Source organism: Amycolatopsis sp. A133 (genome assembly GCF_031082405.1).
GTDB lineage: Bacteria > Actinomycetota > Actinomycetes > Mycobacteriales > Pseudonocardiaceae > Amycolatopsis.
This window is the reverse complement of the sequence record NZ_JAVHJU010000076.1, coordinates 73,196-89,633: the sequence shown is the minus strand read 5'-3', so window position 1 is coordinate 89,633 and position 16,438 is coordinate 73,196. Positions and strand designations below refer to the sequence as shown.

12 protein-coding genes and 2 pseudogenes are annotated in these 16,438 nt (G+C 70.6%); 9 read left to right on the top strand and 5 right to left on the bottom strand.

Going from position 1 to position 16,438, the window contains the following annotated elements; all coding sequences use genetic code 11:
* Positions 1-127 precede the first annotated feature (127 nt).
* Complete coding sequence (locus tag Q5425_RS44275; protein WP_396135375.1) at positions 128-1,348, top strand: FAD-dependent oxidoreductase; 1,221 nt, start codon at positions 128-130, stop codon at positions 1,346-1,348.
* A gap of 15 nt (positions 1,349-1,363) precedes the next feature.
* On the opposite strand, the pseudogene Q5425_RS44270 reads toward Q5425_RS44275, so the two are convergent.
* Both Q5425_RS44270 and Q5425_RS44265 read right to left on the bottom strand, forming a co-directional pair.
* Positions 1,364-2,122: pseudogene (locus tag Q5425_RS44270) on the bottom strand (sugar phosphate isomerase/epimerase family protein); the annotation flags it as partial.
* A 102-nt stretch (positions 2,123-2,224) separates the two neighbouring features.
* Positions 2,225-4,000, bottom strand: a pseudogene (locus Q5425_RS44265) (bifunctional sugar phosphate isomerase/epimerase/4-hydroxyphenylpyruvate dioxygenase family protein); the annotation flags it as partial.
* Between the two features lie 368 nt (positions 4,001-4,368).
* On the opposite strand from Q5425_RS44265, the gene Q5425_RS44260 reads away from it, so the two are divergent.
* The 3 genes from Q5425_RS44260 (at position 4,369) to Q5425_RS44250 (ending at position 8,062) form a co-directional block, all read left to right on the top strand.
* On the top strand, positions 4,369-5,796 hold the full coding sequence (locus tag Q5425_RS44260; protein WP_308678451.1) for an alpha/beta hydrolase domain-containing protein: 1,428 nt from the start codon (positions 4,369-4,371) through the stop codon (positions 5,794-5,796).
* Between the two features lie 158 nt (positions 5,797-5,954).
* A complete protein-coding gene (locus tag Q5425_RS44255; RefSeq protein ID WP_308678450.1) occupies positions 5,955-7,310 on the top strand; it encodes an MFS transporter in 1,356 nt (451 codons plus the stop codon).
* A complete protein-coding gene (locus Q5425_RS44250) occupies positions 7,307-8,062 on the top strand; it encodes an N-acyl homoserine lactonase family protein (protein WP_308678449.1) in 756 nt (251 codons plus the stop codon). Before Q5425_RS44255 ends, Q5425_RS44250 begins: the two co-directional genes overlap by 4 nt.
* Before the next feature lie 2 nt (positions 8,063-8,064).
* On the opposite strand, the gene Q5425_RS44245 is transcribed toward Q5425_RS44250, so the two are convergent.
* Entirely contained in the window at positions 8,065-8,727 is a 663-nt protein-coding gene (locus Q5425_RS44245; protein WP_308678448.1) for a TetR/AcrR family transcriptional regulator, read from the bottom strand.
* A 131-nt stretch (positions 8,728-8,858) separates the two neighbouring features.
* Between Q5425_RS44245 and Q5425_RS44240 the strand changes: the two genes are divergently transcribed.
* Both Q5425_RS44240 and Q5425_RS44235 read left to right on the top strand, forming a co-directional pair.
* A complete protein-coding gene (locus tag Q5425_RS44240) occupies positions 8,859-9,791 on the top strand; it encodes a shikimate dehydrogenase (RefSeq protein WP_308678731.1) in 933 nt (310 codons plus the stop codon).
* Positions 9,778-11,616 (top strand): TIM barrel protein, encoded by a 1,839-nt coding sequence (locus Q5425_RS44235; protein ID WP_308678447.1) that lies wholly within the window; start codon positions 9,778-9,780, stop codon positions 11,614-11,616. Before Q5425_RS44240 ends, Q5425_RS44235 begins: the two co-directional genes overlap by 14 nt.
* Before the next feature lie 71 nt (positions 11,617-11,687).
* Here the strand turns inward: Q5425_RS44235 and Q5425_RS44230 are convergent, their stop codons facing one another.
* Positions 11,688-12,896, bottom strand: a complete 1,209-nt coding sequence (locus Q5425_RS44230; RefSeq protein ID WP_308678445.1) for a glycosyltransferase — start codon at positions 12,894-12,896, stop codon at positions 11,688-11,690.
* 219 nt (positions 12,897-13,115) lie between these two features.
* Between Q5425_RS44230 and Q5425_RS44225 the strand changes: the two genes are divergently transcribed.
* Positions 13,116-13,679 carry a DUF305 domain-containing protein gene (locus Q5425_RS44225; RefSeq protein WP_308678443.1) on the top strand — a complete coding sequence of 188 codons (564 nt, stop codon included), beginning with the start codon at positions 13,116-13,118 and terminating at the stop codon, positions 13,677-13,679.
* 157 nt (positions 13,680-13,836) lie between these two features.
* Here Q5425_RS44225 and Q5425_RS44220 read toward each other — a convergent pair whose 3' ends face one another.
* Positions 13,837-14,763: a DUF1996 domain-containing protein gene (locus tag Q5425_RS44220; protein WP_308678441.1), complete on the bottom strand. Its 927-nt coding sequence runs from the start codon at positions 14,761-14,763 to the stop codon at positions 13,837-13,839.
* 977 nt (positions 14,764-15,740) lie between these two features.
* Here Q5425_RS44220 and Q5425_RS44215 point away from each other — a divergent pair.
* Positions 15,741-15,986 (top strand): hypothetical protein, encoded by a 246-nt coding sequence (locus Q5425_RS44215; RefSeq protein ID WP_308678440.1) that lies wholly within the window; start codon positions 15,741-15,743, stop codon positions 15,984-15,986.
* Positions 15,976-16,431, top strand: coding sequence for a transcriptional regulator (locus tag Q5425_RS44210; protein ID WP_308678439.1), 456 nt, complete (start codon positions 15,976-15,978; stop codon positions 16,429-16,431). Before Q5425_RS44215 ends, Q5425_RS44210 begins: the two co-directional genes overlap by 11 nt.
* Positions 16,432-16,438 lie beyond the last annotated feature (7 nt).

Sequence of the window (16,438 nt, the reverse complement as noted above, 5' to 3'; positions counted from 1 at the left end):
CGTCCGCGCCGCGGGCCCGGAACCGCCGGCCCGTCGGGTGTAGAAGGTGGTGGGGTGCAGCCGACGGGGGAGCGGGGGCGTGGTGGAGCGGACGACGTGTTGCGTCGTGGGCGGTAGCCCGGCGGGCATGGTGCTGGGACTGCTGCTCGCGAGGGCCGGCGTCGAGGTCACCGTGCTGGAGAAGCACGAGGACTTCCTGCACGACTTCCGCGGCGACACCGTGCATCCGGCGACCCTGCAGCTGCTCGACGAGCTGGGACTGGGGGAGCGCTTCGCGCGGCTGCCCCAGACGCGGATCACCGACGTGGTCCTGCCCGACGGAGCCGGCGGGGTCCGGCGGATCGGTGATTTCGGTGCGTTGCGCAGGTGGGGAGTGCGGCATCCGTATGTGGCGATCGTTCCCCAGTGGGACCTGCTGAACCTGCTGGCCGACGCCGCGCGGGCGGAACCGTCGTTCCGGCTCGAAACGGGGACCGCGGTGACCTCGCTGATCCGGGAGCGCGGCCGGGTCGCCGGGGTCCGCTACCGCACGAGCGGTCCCGGCGGCGGGAAGGGTGAGATCCGGGCGGACCTCACGGTGGTGTGCAACGGCCGGAATTCGGTCCTGCCCGCGGCGGCCGGGTTGGGGGTGACCGAGTTCGAAGTTCCGTTCGACACCTGGTGGTTCCGGCTTTCGCGTCGCGCGGGCGAGCAGGTCGAACAGCTGACCCGGCGGCCGGGCCGGGGACGTTTCGCGATCGTCATCCCGCGGGAGGGTTACTTCCAGATCGGCTATGTCGCCCGCAAGGGCACCGACAGCCGGCTGCGTGCTCGCGGAATCGACGCGTTCCGGCGCGATGTGGCCGAACTGCTCCCGGAGTACGCCGACCGGGTCGGCGAGCTGGTCTCGATGGACGACGTCAAGCTTCTCGACGTCCGGCTCAACCGGCGGCGCCGATGGCACGTCGAGGGCTTGCTGTGCATCGGGGACGCCGCGCACGCCATGTCGCCGGTCGGGGGCGTGGGCATCAACCTCGCCGTCCAGGACGCCGTCGCGACCGCGACCCTGCTGGCCGGGCGGTTGCAGCGGGGTGCGGTGCGCGGAGCCGACCTCGCCCGGATCCGGCGGCGCCGGTTGCCGTCCCTGCTGCTGGTGCAGGCCCTGCAGCGGATCATGCACGCCGACCTCGCCGGCCCCCTCGGGTCCGGGAGGCAGGCAGGTCCGGCGGGCTGGATCATGACCGCGGCGCAGTGGTCGCCGATCCTGCGGACGTTGGCGGTGTACCTCGTCGGCGTGGGACTGCGCCCCGAGCGAGCTCCGGCGTCCGCCCGGCGCGGCGTCACGCCGGAAGAGCAGTTCGTCGCCTGACCCGGCAAGAGGCCGTCAGGGGCGGAGTGCCGCCGGGCTGACCGCGTTGAGGTGGCGTCGGGTGGCTGCCAGGGCGAGGCGGGCGTGTTCGCTCGCGCCGACCTGGGCAACGAGCATGGCGCGGGGGATTTCCAAGGTGTACGGGATTCCGGGTGGGAGCGCGGCGAGGATGCCGGGCGCGTCGAGTCCACCTTCACCGGGGAACAGGCGCTCGAAGCGGGCGGTGTAGATCAGGCCGGCGGTCGTGGCGGGGATTTCGCCGGGCGCGTCGCAGACGTGGGCGAAGTGGAACCACTCACGCGGCAGCTCGCCGAGTTCGTTGATGCCGGAGCCGGAGCGGGCGAAGTGCAGCACGTCGATCAGGAGACCCGCGTTGGGCCGGCCGGCGGCGCGCAGGACGCGGACGGCCTCGGTGAGGTCGCCGGTTTCGGTCCAGGACGGGAACTCCAGGTCGAGGGTCAGGCCGAGCGGGCGGGCCAGGTCGCACAGTTCGGTGAAGTGGTCGACCTTGCGGACCGGATCGGGGTCCGGCAGTTGCGTGATGACGTGCCGGGCGCCCAGCTCGGCGCCGGCTTCGAGGACGCGCAGGAAGTCGCGTGGCTCGTCGGTGGGGCCCATCCGGGCGAGCTCGATGTCGAGGACCTCGATCCCCGTGGCCGCCAGACGTGCTTTCGTCGCGCGCATGAGCGCGGGATCGGTCGCCAGCGGGTAGTGCGGTTCCTCCCGGGTCACCCGGGTCAGGCGCAGGCCGACGTAGCGATAGCCGGCGTTCGCCGCCGCGGCCACGAGTTCGGGCGGGGACAGGCTCAGCGCGGTCAGGTGGGCCAGGGAGTAGTCGTGCCCGTGGTCGTGCGCGTCCGCCGTCTCCCGGAGAGCGCTCAGCCGGCTGCGGCGGTGCGCGGCCATGCGCACGGCAGTGTTGGCCGCGCCGTACCCGGCGTAGCCGTCGACGCGTTGCACCACTTCGAAGAACACCCGTGAGCCGACGATCCCGGTGTAGAAGTGGAGGTACTCGCCGTGCTCGTCGCGGTCGTGGAGCACGGAGTGCGCGCGCAGGGTGGCGAGCCGCTCGGCCGGCAGGGCGAGGCGGGCGTCGAGGTCGTCGTAGTAGTTGCCCGGGATGCGCAGCACGCTTCCGCGGGCGGCCTTCGCGGCGGCGAAGATGTCGCCGGTGGTGAACGCGACGTGCTGGGGGTTGGGGACCGCGGGTGCCCAGTCGCCCCGGCGCAGTGGTGCGGTGTTGAGGGTGATCCGGACGTGGTGGGCCGGATCGCTCGCCGCCCGGCTGCGGATCAGCCCGAACGGCGCGGTCAGCTCGACGGTGCGGTCCGGTTCGAGCCCGAGCACCGATCGGTAGAACAGCGAGCTCTGGTCGAAGTCGTCGACCGACTCGGTGAGCGACACGTGGTCGGTACCGGTCAGCAGGGCCGGGGGGAGCGCGTGGCCGGTGGGGACGAAGTCGTCCGGCCAGCCGTCGTTGCGGCAGAAGAAGATCTCCATGCCGTCGGGCGCGGCCACCGAAGACAGGTCCGCCTCCTCGGGGCGGCGGGTCCGGGGCAGCACGGGCGCCAGGAGGCGTTCGGCACGCCGGGCCGAACCGGCCGGGTCGCTGCTTTCCAGCGCCAGTGCGGAAATCATCGCCGTCCCCGGGGCGACCGTCCGTTGTGACCCGTGGTTGAGCAGGATCCTGGCCTCGCCCTGCTGCCACAGCTGGACGGGCTTGGAGCGGTGCTGCCCGGTGTGGGTGAACCCCAGCCTCGTCAGCGTGTGCGCCATCGCCGGGCCCGACACCTCGTCCACGGTGAGTTCGGTGAACACGTGCCCGCCGAGCGGGGACGCCGGCGGAAGGCCGCTCATCACGACGGACTCCTGCATCGCGAGCAGCGAGCGCATCGCGTCGACGGCCGCGTGCCACGGGTCGGTCTGGCGGTAGACGTCGTTGAACACCTCGAGCGACAGCGGGCCCGCGTACCCGGTCGCGAGCACGTGACCGGCGAAACCGGCGAGGTCGAACGAGCCCTGCCCGGGGAACGACCGGTGGTGCCGGCTCCACTCCCGCACGTCCATGACGAGGCGCGGGGCATCCGCGAGTTGCAGGTGGAAGATCTTCTCCGCGGGCACGACGCGGATTCCCGCGGGATCGCCGCCGCGGGAGAGCACGTGGAAGCTGTCCAGGCACAGACCCAGCGCGGGGTGGCCGGCGCGGCGCACGATCCGCCAGGCGTGCTGGTAGGTGTGGACGAACCGGCCCCAGGCCAGTGCCTCGTAGGCGATCCGCAGCCCACGGGCCGCGGCCCGGTCGGCGAGCAGGTGCAGCTGTTCGGCGGCGAGGTCGTCGTCGTCCACCGCGTCCGGTGAAGTGGACGAGCAGACCAGCAAGGTGTCCGTGCCCAGTTGCTCCAGCACGTCGAACTTCCGCCCGGCGCGGCGGAGATTGGTGGCGAGCACGTCCGGCGGGACGGCCTCGAAATCGTGGAACGGCTGGTACAGGTCGATCGACAGGCCGAGCCGGGCGCATTCCCGGCGTACCCGTCCCGGTGACCACGAGGACGCCACGAGGTCGTGTTCGAAGACTTCGACGCCGTGGAAGCCGGCCGCCGCGGCGGCGGACAGTTTGTCGTCGAGGGTGCCGGACAGGCAGGCCGTCGCGATGCCGAGGCGTCGTTGTGTACCGGCGGTGCCGGATGCGGGGAGGGACGGGACGGGTAAACGGCCGTCTCGAGCGGTCACGCGGCCTCCTTGCCCGTGAACGTACTAGGTAGTTACATATACGCCCCGGTGCCGGAATAGGGAAGGGTGTGACAGCAGCGGCGTCGGAAGAGGCTCGCCGGCGTTGCCCTGGACGGCCTTCCGGAACGCTGCGGCCGCCGGGCGTATTGCGCTCGCGGGGAACTGCGCCCTATGGTCGTTCCGTGAGACGGTTCGCCAGGTCCACCTAGTGGACCTCTGTCGAGTCGGAGGAGACGACTTCACGTCCACAAAGGACTTTCCGGCCACCGGCGAGATCGAGGTGTACTGAAATGCGCGTTTTCCTTGTCGTCGCGGCACTTCTGGCCGGCATGGTGACCGGCCCGGCCGCGGCCGCCGGATCGGCGCCGGCGAGCCCGGCGGCCGTGCCTTCGCCGGTGGTCACCGGCCCGATCCCTGCGAAGGCGAAACCCGGCGACCCCTCCCACGGCTACCCGTTCTTCGCCACCGACCAGAACCTCCGGGCGTACGGGTACGTCGAAGAGGAGTACTTCGTCGAAGGAACCGCCAACCGCTACACGACGCCGGACGGTGCCACCGGCACGGTCGTCGACGGAGGGCACGCGTACCGGACGAGAATCGTGGTCCGGCGCCCGATCTCACCGAAGAAGTTCAACGGCACCGCCGTCGTCGAGTGGTACAACGTGACCAACACGTTCGACTACGAGGTCGTGTGGAGCCGCTCGTTCCGGCACCTGCTCGAAGCCGGTTACGCCTGGGTCGGCGTCAGTGCCCAGGGCACGGGCGTCCACTCCCCGCGCGGGCTCAAGGCGTGGAGCCCTGATCGGTACGGCTCACTCGACCTGACCGACGGCGGCACGGTCACCGACGACGCGCTGTCCTACGACGTGTTCAGTCAGGCCGCTCAGGCCCTGCGTCATCCACGCGGCGCGAACCCGGTGCCGGGACTCGACGTGCGGACGGTGATCGCGACCGGCCAGTCGCAGTCGGCGTCCCGGCTGACCACGTACGCGAACTCCGTTCACCCGATCGCACCGGTGTACGACGCCATCACGATCGTCGACGGCGGCGGCCCGGTGCGGACCGACCTGACCACCAAGGTGTTCAAGACGGCGAGCGAGTACGACGTGCTCGCCGGCCAGGCCGCTCGCCGCCAGCCGGACACCGGGCGGTTCGGCTACTGGGAGATCGCGGGCGCGTCCCACTCCGACCGGCACGCCTACCTGGTGAACAACCCGATCCGGCTCCGCGACGCGGGAGTGTCGGGCCTGCCGGCGGGGCCGACCGCGCCCTGCGTGGCGCCGGCCCGCAGCAACGTGCCCTACGAGTACGTGCTCGACGCGATGTTCGACCACATCGTCCGCTGGGTCGTCCGCGGTACCCGGCCACCCGCCGCCCCGCGGATCGAGGTGACCGACAGCTCGACCAGGCCGGCCACGGCCAACCGGGACGCCTACCAGATCATCAAGGGCGGCATCCGGCTCGCCGCGGTCGCCGCGCCGACCGAACGCAACACGGGCTGGAACAGCGGTCTCACCCCCGACCGCGACAGCGCCTGCGCGCAGGGCGGCACCTGGATCCCGTTCGACGGCACCACTTTGCGCGAGCTCTACCCGACCCATGCGCAGTACGTCCGCGCGGTCCGCCAGGTCACGACCCAGAACGTCCGCGACGGCTTCCTCGTCCAGGCGGACGCCGACGCCACCATCCGCGCCGCCGAACGGGCCGATGTGCCGTGAGCCACCGGTCGACCTGGTTGCGGTCACGCTCATCAAAGGGGACAAGGAGTACTTGACAAGCTCGCGAGCGCCCTTCAGTCTCTCTAATTAACCGTACGGTACATACCTAACCGGTTAGTTCACTGGACTGCAAGGGTGCATCCGCGGAGGAGAACGACGTGACTGATCGTCCGGACGGCGCAGCGGGCGCCCCGACCGCGGGCAAGCCCGCCAAGGCAGCCTTGGCCGCGTGGATCGGCAGCGCGCTCGAGTACTACGACTTCTTCATCTACGGCACAGCGGCGGCGCTGGTCTTCAACAAGATCTTCTTCCCCGCCTCGTCGCCGGCGACCGGCACGCTGCTGGCGCTGTCGACCTTCGGGGTCGGCTACGTGTCGCGGCCGCTCGGGGCGCTGCTGCTGGGGCACCTCGGTGACAAGTTCGGCCGCAAGCGCGTCCTGCTGGCCACCCTGCTGCTGATGGGGTTGTCCACCGTGCTCGTCGGCTGCCTGCCGGGCTACGGCTCGCTGGGTGTGGCCGCGCCGATCCTGCTGGTCGTGCTGCGGTTGCTGCAGGGCTTGTCCGCCGGCGGTGAGCAGGCCAGCGCGAACTCCATGAGCCTCGAGCACGCCCCGGAACACCGGCGCGCCTACTACACGAGCTTCACCCTCAGCGGCACGCAAGCCGGGCAGATCCTGGCCACGGCCGTCTTCCTGCCGGTGGCCGCACTGCCGCAGGAAGAGCTGCTGTCCTGGGGCTGGCGGGTGCCGTTCTGGCTCAGCGCCGTCGTGGTGCTGGTGGGTTACTACATCCGCCGTTCGCTGGAAGAGACGCCGGTGTTCCAGGAGGAGGTCGCGAGCGGCGAGGTCGCGAAGCTCCCCTTGGCCATCCTGTTGCGGGACCATTGGGCCGACGTCCTGCGCGTGGTCGTGGCCGCGTTGATCGCTTCGGTGAGCACGATCTTCACCGTCTACGCGCTCAGCTACGCCGTGAACACGGTGGGCCTGAGCAGGACGCCCATGCTGTGGGTCGGTGTGCTGGCCAACGTCGCCGCCGTCGTCTCGATCCCGTTGTGGGCGAAGTTCTCCGACCGCGTCGGGCGCAAGCGGATCTTCATCGCGGGATCGCTGGGCTGCGCCGTCCTGATCTTCGCGTACCTCGGTGCCATCGAGGCCGGGAGTTACCTGTGGATCTTCGTCGTCGGTATCGGGATGTTCGGGATCGTCTACACCGCCACGAGTGCCGTGTGGCCGTCGTTCTACGGCGAGATGTTCCCCGCCCGGGTGCGCTTGTCGGGCACCGCGATCGGGACCCAGATCGGGTTCGCGATCAGCGGTTTCCTGCCCACCATCGCGGTCGGGATGACCGGGACGGGCCGGGGCGCGTGGCTGGGCGTCGCCGTCTTCACCGCCGCGCTGTGCCTGGTGAACGCGATCGCCGTCGCCACCGGGAAGGAGACTTACCGGGTGCCCACCGCGCAGCTCGGCCTCAAGGAGCCGGCGCCGGACCGGAGCGAGGCCGGCGTCCCGCGGTGAGCGTGTTCGAGGTCTACGCCCTGTGCTACGGCCGGCGGACCGGGTACCGCGGCGAACACTTCCTGGGCTACGGCGGAGATTCCGCGGAACCCCACCCGACCGCCTACTACATCTGGCTCGCGGTGTCGCCGGAGCACACGGTGGTCGTGGACGCCGGTATCCGTGCGGAGCGGGCTCGCGAAGTGTCCGGATTGGACTACGTCGATCCCGTCCGGCTGCTCACCGAGTTCGGCGTCGACCCGAAGGTGGTCGGTCACGTCGTCCTCACGCACTTGCACTACGACCACTGCGGCGCGGTGGCCGGCTTCCCCGGCTCGCGGTTCACGGTCCAGCAGTCCGAACTGGACTACTGGACCGGGCCGTGGGCGAAGCGGATCGAGCGGGAGCGGTGGCTGCTCGACGAAGCAGCTCTCGAACACGTGCGCGCCGGGGCGGTCGACCTCGTCGACGGCGACGCCGAGGTCGTGCCCGGCTTGGGTGTCCACCTGGTCGGCGGGCACACCGCCGGGATGCAGGTCGTCCGCGTCGAAACCGCCGCCGGCGCGGTTGTGCTGGCGTCGGACGCCAGTCACTTCCACGAGAACCTCGAGCACGACCGTCCGGCGCCGCTGCTGCACTCGATGACCGGGGTGTACGGCGCCTTCGACCGGGTCAAGGAGCTGGCCGGTGCCGGCCCCGTCATCCCCGGTCACGACCCCGGAGTGCTCGCGCGCTACCCGCCGGTCGCCGACCGGATCGTGCGGATCGCGTGAGGTCAGCGCGTCGTCAGGTAGCTGACGAGCATGTCGGCGACCATGCGCCGGTGGTGGTCGCGCAGCGCCGGGTCGAGCATGTCGCGGTCGAAGATGGCGTTGAACGTGTAGCGGTTCGCGGTGCGGAACACGCAGAACGCGCTGATGGCCATGTGCACGTCGAGCGCGTCGACGTCGTCGCGGAACTGCCCCGCTTCGCGGCCGCGGGCGAGGATGCGGGTGAGCACTTCGAGGGCCGGATTGGCCAGGTTGGACAGTGCGGTCGACCGCGCGATGTGCTCGGCGCGGTGGATGTTCTCGATGCTGACCAGCCGCACGAAGTCCGGGTGGGACTCGTGGTGGTCGAACGTGAGCCCGGCGAGCTGCCGGATCGCCTCGGCGGGGTCGAGGTGGTCGACGTCGAGGTGCTGCTCGAGGGAGCGGATGACCGTGTAGGCGCGTTCGAGCACCTCGACGAACAGCTGGTCCTTGTTGGTGAAGTAGTAGTAGATCATCCGCTTGGTGGTGCGGGTCTTCGCGGCTATCTCGTCGACCCGGGCACCGTCGAAGCCCTTTTCGGCGAACTCGCGGGCGGCCGTGTCGAGGATCTCCGCGCGGGTCCGGTCGGCGTCGCGGATGCGTTCGGGTCCGCTGTTCACCACTTCGTCCGCCGATGGTGCTGCCACGGAGTTCCTTCCTCGCTTCAGCTGGGGTTCCCACTCTAGGCCGTCGCCGCGGAGCCGGGGTTCTTCACGGCGGCGACACCGTGAGGTACAAATAACGTACTGGTTCGTACATTACGGGAGTGCGCGTGACCTTGTCATCAGCCGCCGACGCGATCCGCGCCCACGCGGCGCGGGCCACGCCGGGCACGGTGCTCACCGGGCTGATCGGCGCGGGCATCGGACCGTCGCTGAGCCCGCCGCTGCACGAGGCCGAGGCCGACCGGCTCGGGCTGGAACTGGTCTACGCCCGGTTCGACCTCGACGAGCACGACATCCAGGGCGTGGCTGTGGGTCCGCTGCTGGCCGAGGCTCGCGAAGCCGGGTATCGCGGCCTGAACATCACCCACCCGTGCAAGCAGGTGGTGCTCCAGCACTTGGACGAGCTGTCTCCCGACGCGGCGGCGCTGGCCGCGGTCAACACCGTCGTGTTCGAAGGTGACCGCGCGGTCGGGCACAACACGGACTGGTCCGGCTTCACCCGTGGCCTGCGGACCGGACTGCCCGGCGTGGACCTCGGCGCTGTCGTGGTGCTCGGAGCGGGCGGGGCCGGCGCGGCGGTGGCCCACGGCCTGCTCACGGCCGGCGCCGGTCGGGTTGAGGTCTTCGACCTCGACGCCGGCCGGGCCGCCGAGCTGGCCGGCGCCCTCGCCGGCCGGTTCGGGGCCGGCCGCGCATCGGCGGGAACGGACCTGGAGGCGGCGATCGGCGCCGCGGACGGGCTCGTGCACGCCACCCCGACCGGCATGGCCGCCCACCCGGGGCTGCCGCTGCCCGCCGGACTGCTGCGCCCGGACCTGTGGGTCGCCGAGGTGGTCTACCGGCCGCTCGAGACCGAATTGGTCCGCACCGCCCGCGCGCTCGGGGCGCGGGTCCTCGACGGTGGCCGCATGGCGGTGTTCCAGGCCGCCGAGGCGTTCGCCCTCTTCACCGGCGCCCGGCCCGACGCCGGGCGGATGCTGCGCCACTTCACCGACCTGACCCGTACGCCACCCCTGGAAAGGCAGCCTGCCGATGTCCTCGACTGAGTTCCGCCGTTCGATCGCCACCGTCTGCCTGTCCGGGACGCTGGAAGACAAGCTGACCGCGGCCGCGCGCGCCGGGTTCGACGGGGTGGAGATCTTCGAGAACGACCTCGTCGCCTCGTCGTGGTCGGCGAAGGAGATCAGCGAGCACTGCGCGGAACTGGGGCTGTCGATCGACCTGTACCAGCCGTTCCGCGACTTCGAAGCGGTGCCGCCGGACGTGCTGGCCCGCAACCTCCGGCGCGCGGAGCTCAAGTTCGACGTCATGGACCAGCTCGGCGCCGACACGATGCTGGTGTGCTCGTCGGTGTCACCGGACGCGGTCGACGACGACGACCTCGCCGCCGAGCAGCTGCACCTGCTGGCCGAACACGCCGCCGCGCGGGGGATCCGGATCGCCTACGAAGCCTTGGCGTGGGGCCGGTTCGTCAACACCTACGAGCACTCGTGGCGCATCGTGCGCCGCGCCGCCCACCCCGCCCTCGGGCTGTGCCTGGACAGCTTCCACATCCTCTCGCGCGGCAGCGACCCGGCCGCGATCCGGACGATCCCGGGCGAGAAGCTGTTCTTCCTGCAGCTGGCCGACGCGCCGCGGCTGCAGATGGACGTCCTGCAGTGGAGCCGGCACCACCGGCTCTTCCCCGGCCAGGGCGCGTTCGACCTGACGACGTTCACCGGGCACGTGCTCGCGGCCGGCTACCGCGGCCCGTTGTCGCTGGAAGTGTTCAACGACGTCTTCCGCCAGGCCGATCCGGTGCCGGCGGCCGTCGACGCGATGCGGTCCCTGCTCGTCCTGCAGGAGACGCTCGGGGTCGCCCAGCTGCCGCCGGCGCCGGCGCTGGCCGGGCACGCGTTCGTCGAGCTGGCGGTCGACGACGTGGCGGAGCCTCCGCTGGCGGAGGCGTTGGCCGGCCTCGGTTTCACCGAAGCCGGCCACCACCGGTCCAAGCCGGTCCGGTTGTGGCAGCAGGGAAACGCGCGGATCCTGCTCAACAGCGCCGGCTCTTCGGCGGGTGCGTCGGTCGGTGCGGTCGCGGTGGAGAGCGCGGACCCGGTCGGCTCGGCCCGCCGCGCCCAGCGGCTGCTCGCGCCGATCCTGCCGCGCAGCCACCGCGCGGACGAAGCGGACCTGTCGGCGATCGCCGCGCCGGACGGGACCTCGGTCTTCTTCTGCCGCACCGGCGCCGACACCGGCGACAGCTGGCTCGGCGACTTCACGCTGACCGAGCCGCCCGGCCCGGGCGCCGGTGTCACCGGAATCGACCACTTGGCCTTGACCCAGCCGTTCGACCACTTCGACGAAGCGGCGTTGTTCTACCGTGCGGTGCTCGGCCTGGAGCCGGAACCCGTGACGGAGTTCGCCGCGCCGTTCGGCCTGGTGCGCAGCCGGACGGTGGCCGACCCGTCCGGCCGGGTCCGCGTCGCGCTCGAATCGGCCCTGCTCCGGCGGGGTGACTGGGCGCCGGGAGTGCGCGAGCCGCAGCGCGTCGCGTTGACCACCGGCGATGCGCTCGCGTCCGCGCGCCGGATGCAGGAGCTGGGGGCGCCGCTGCTCGAGATTCCGGGCAACTACTACGACGACCTCGACGCCCGGCTGGCCCCGGACCCCGAGCTGCTGACGGCGTTGCGGCAGCAGTCGGTGCTCTACGACCGCGACGAGCACGGCGAACTGCTGCACTTCTTCACGGTGGTACTGGGCGGCCGCGTGTTTTTCGAGGTGGTGCAACGCATCGGCGGTTACGCCGGCGACGGCGCGGCGAACTCGCCGGTCCGGATGGCCGCCCACCGGCGGCAGCGTGCGGCCAAGCGCGTCGAGGAGTCCGCCTGACGGCGCCGGGTGTTCGCGACGCAGGCGAACGACGACGCCTTCGTACCGACCGCGCTCGGCACCGCCTCGGTTCAGCGCGCCGATCCGGCCGTATCGAGCAGCCACGACGCGGCCACCGCGGCCCCATCGGTCCGCATCGCGGCCGCGACCGCCCGAGCCGGGGCAGCGGTTTCCGTCGCCAACGCCCGATCGAGCGCGCTCGACAGCGACTCGGCCGTCGGCGTCGGACCCTCGTGGGCCACCCCGATGCCCAGCTCGGCCACCCGCCCGGCCCAGTACGGCTGGTCCACCATCTGGGCGACCACCACCTGCGGCGCGCCGGCCCGCGCGGCCACCGTCGTCGTGCCGGCGCCGCCGTGCTGCACCACCGCGGCCATCCGCGCGAACAGGGCGTGCAGGTTGACCTCGCCGACCGCGCAGCAGTCCGCGCCGTCGTCGATCAGCGACAGATCGGCCCAGCCCCGCCCGACGACCACCCGGCGCCCCTGGGCCCGAATCGCCTCGATGGCCACCTTGGCGACGTCGGCCGGGGCACGCATGCTGCCGAACCCCACGTACACCGGCGGATCACCGGCATCGAGGAACGCCGTGACCTCGCCGGGCAGCGGTCGGTCGTCAGGCAGGATCCACGCACCGGTCTGCCCGACGTCGAGGTCCGACGGCTCGGGCCACGGTGCCAGCACCGGATCCGCGGCCAGCCAGGGCCGGTCGGTCAGGACGTGGCGGCGGACGTCGTCGACGGCGGGCAGGCCCATCGCCGCCCGGTGGGCGTTGAGCTCGGCGCCGAACACCGCGTTGTAGTTGCGGGCATCCAGCTCCCACCGCGCCTGGTGGTCGGTCGCCCCGGGCGGGAACGGTCGCTCCGCGAACGGCACCGGCGAGTGGTGCGGCGAGGGCAGGATGACCGGGCAGTAGCTCGCATACCGGTAGCGCAGACCCAGTTTCTCGGCCACCGACCGCGCCGCGACCGGCATCAGCCCGGCCGCCACCATCGCGTCACACCCTTGCGCCGCCGCGGCCAGCGCCTCGAACTGCGCGGCGATCAGCTCCGCGACGCGCTGGGACCGGTCGCCGGCCGGTGGTGGCGTCGCCCCGTGCAACACCGGTCGCACCGGCCAGCCGACCGGGAACAGCTGCACACCGACGCCGGCCAGACGCTCCGCGAAATCGGGCGGCGCGCACACCCGCACCTGCGCGCCCAGTTCCCGCGCCCGTACGGCCAGCCCGACCAGAGGCTCGACATCCCCGCGCGACCCGTAGGTCGACAACAACACGCGCACGTGACCACTCCCGTCTCCACCCGCCATTCTGGAGACGGGAGCGGGGATCGCGGGCCCGCAGTTCTACCCACGACCACCCGCGCACCATGGGTCGCCGGCCGAGCTCAACGCCTTCGTCTCCGTCCCTTCCGGTCTCGTCCCAGGCCGTCCGCGCGCTTGTCGCGGTAAAAGAATGAAGACATGTTGACTTCGTCGGAGGGGATAGCATGTAATCAATACATGCGCATTTTTCTGGGATTGGGCATCATGGGCATGGTATTCGCCGGCGGCTGCGCCACCGGTCTCCACAGTCACTCCGGAAATCCATCCGTGAATACAACCATCCCTACTGCGGCGTCGTCGTTCGCTGCTACGGACCGCGCTTGGATCGAGATCAACGTGGCCATGGACGAGCAGCTTGTTCCGATGCTCGGCCTCGTCGACAGTCACACCGGAACCGCAGCTGTCCGCGACCTCGGGAAAAAGGCCGACGCCTCGACAAAATCGGAGCTGCTGGATCTGCGGCGGCTTCACGATCAGGCCGGCCTCCCGGCGGAGAACCCCCACAAGGGGATGGAGATGCCCGGGATGGTTTCCTCGAACCAGATCACGCAGGCCGGCGCTTTGCGCGAGGCGGACTTCGACAACTACTTCAAGAAGTGCCTGCGCGAGCACCTGGATCAGAAGGAACGGTTGGCGCTCGGCGAGAAGTCGTCCGGCCAAGAGCCGCAGACCGTGAGCCTGGCTTCGCGAGTCCTGCAAGAACAGGCCAGTCTCTCCGCGCTGGTCAGGGCCGAACGCTGAGCCGTCACCCCGTGGCATTCGGTGGCGCCGCGCGCGGGATGCCGGGTCCTGAGCTCGTCGATCGACCACTTGCCGGCTTCCGCGATCGCCGGGAAAGACCAGCTGAAGGGCGCCGTGCCGGCCGTCGGGACGGCACGGCGCCCGCTTGCCGTCGCTCTCAGCCGCCGGTGAAGCTCGGCGTGGTCCCGCACTTCGCGTTCTGGTTCAGGCAGGTCTTGACCAGCGCGGCCAGTTTGACGTGGTCCCAGCCGTTCATGAAGTCACCGTGCATCGACGACGCCATTCCCGACGACAGCGCGAGGCCGTTGCCGCCCAGGCTGTCGTAGTTGACCATGTACGACAGGTTCGGCACCGCGACCGGGTAGTTTCCCTGGCACTTGCCGCCGACCGGGTCACCCATGTGCGACTTGTGGTCGGGTGAGTCGATGTGCTTGCCGTCCCAGCAATCCTTGAACGTGAGTTGGTAGATCAGGTTCCCGCCAGGGGCGCAAACCGGCCAGTTCCCGTCGGCGCTCCGCCCGACCTCGGCGCTGCCCGCGCACCAGAATTGGTTCCCCTGGCCCTTCTGGGTGGGGACCTGCAGCTTGGCATCACCCTGCACCATCACCAGCCCGGGCGGGAACGGTCGGACGGCCGACGGGTCGGGGAGCCGGGAACCGTAGTAGGTGCGCATGCTCTTGAACGGAACGGCCACACCGTTCCGCTGCAGCTGCGGTACCCAGTAAGCGGCGTTGTCACCCGGGGAGTTGCACGTGGTCGACCCGGCGGCCAGCAGCGTTTCCGTGGTCATGAACGCGTCGTTCCTCGGCCCGAAGAACGTGTGCATGTGGGAGGCGCCGGGCAGGCGGGGGAAGACGATCGCATCGTCCTTGGCTTCGTTCGCGACCGTGCAGTCGGTGTGGAACTCGGGAACCCTGGTCGTCCCGGCCGGCACCGGTGGCGGCACGATGCCCTGGTAGGCGGTCAGTTCGCGCTGGTACCGGGCCTGGTCGACATCCACCCAGCCGGCATCCGCCGCGATGGAGTTGCCCGAAGCGCCGGCGGCAGCGGAGCCCGGTTCGCTGGTTTCGCTCGCGCCGGCCACGAAGGCTGTACTCCCGGCCAGCGCCAGCGCGAGGGCAGCGGTGAGAACGGCCCGGGTCCGGAGCCGGGACTGTCGAGGTCGCCAACCAGCAGCCCGACTTGTCATATTTTGCATATGAATCTCCTTGCTTTGTTTTCGAAGAGTCGCATGCGTACTACGAAGGTCCGAAGTAATGCAATAGCGGAGATGGCACCCGTGGCCGCAGATGTTGTTATAACCGCAATGGTGGCGCGGATCTTCTCCGATGCCTGGGCGCCGTTAACTGCCGCTTGCGAGAACGGCAGCCTACTGCCGGGGAGCTGTGTTACTGCTCGCGCCGGTGAACACGGTCAACGCGGAACTGGGGCGGCAGTCGCCGATCTGGAAACGCGCAGAATGAACACCCGCGCCCGGGCTGGTGCCGGCGCGCCATTGTCCGGGTGAACCCCGCGGCCACACAGGAGTCGCACGGCAATGACCCGATTCCGCGGAGACGGGGCACCACTCGGCCGGAGCGGGCGGCGGAAGCTGTGCCCCGCGGGTGCGGTCGGTGTGCTGTGGCGCGTCGTGGTCGGGAGAACGTCTTTGATCTCATCGAGCCCACCTGGTCAGTCGTGATCCACCGTGTCGCGCACTGCGCGCGTCACGATGCCGAGGCGAGCACACGGCTCGTATCGGCATTCGGGTGATGTAGTCAAACCCGAGGTGCTGGAGTGTTCCAGGTGGCGGCCGCGGAACCGGTTCCATCGAGACAACTGACAGTAAACCCGTCCCGACTGGGTGACGTCAAGACGCATGACGGCAAATTTCCACCCGCCCGGTTCGGCCCGGTCGGTGGCCCGCGCCGAAAGCGCTTTACGTGCGCCGGCGCCGGGCGGACGCTGAGCTCCAGCTACCGCCGGCCACCCGGGGTGACACTCCGATCGGCTCGTGATTGACTTTGCCAGCTATTTCAGTCAAGACTGAAACAACTGGCCGACGAAGGGAAGGGGGAGACGGTGACTCAGCGTGCTGAGCAAGTGCGGTTCAACAGCCTCGGCACCGCGTGCGCCGGTGACCTGTACCTGCCGGAGGCGGATGCCCCGGTGCCCGGTCTGGTGCTGGGGCACAGCGGGGTGATGGTCAAGGAGGCGCTGGCCGTGTTCGCGCCGCACTTCGTGCGCGCCGGGTTCGCCGTGCTGGCGATCGATTACCGCACGGTCGGTGCCAGTGTGGGCGAGCCGCGGGGGCGCTATGTCCAGTGAGGACAACCAGGACGAGGTGCTGCAGTGGGTCGAGCGGGTGGCCACGTTCTGCGTGGAGGAATGGGCGCTCCCGCCGATCACCGGGCGCATCCTCGGCCTGCTGATGATCTGCGACCCGCCCGAGTGCTCCGCCGGCCGGATCGCCGAGACAATCCGGGCCAGCCGCGCTTCGCTGACGTCGAACATGCGGTTCCTCGCCGCCATCGGGCTGGTCCGCAAGGTTCGCGTGCCGGGTGACCGCACCACCTACTACCGCATCGAGGACGACGCCTGGCACAAGGTGATCCAGCGCAAGCTCGACAGCCTCGGCGCCTTCGGCGACATCGCCGACGAGGGCCTGAAGCTCGCCGGCGGCAGCGGGGCTCAGACCGAACGCATCCGCGCCGCCCAGCAGTCCCTGACCTGGCTACGCGACATCGCCGCCCGCAACCCCCCGAACACGTGAGGACTTT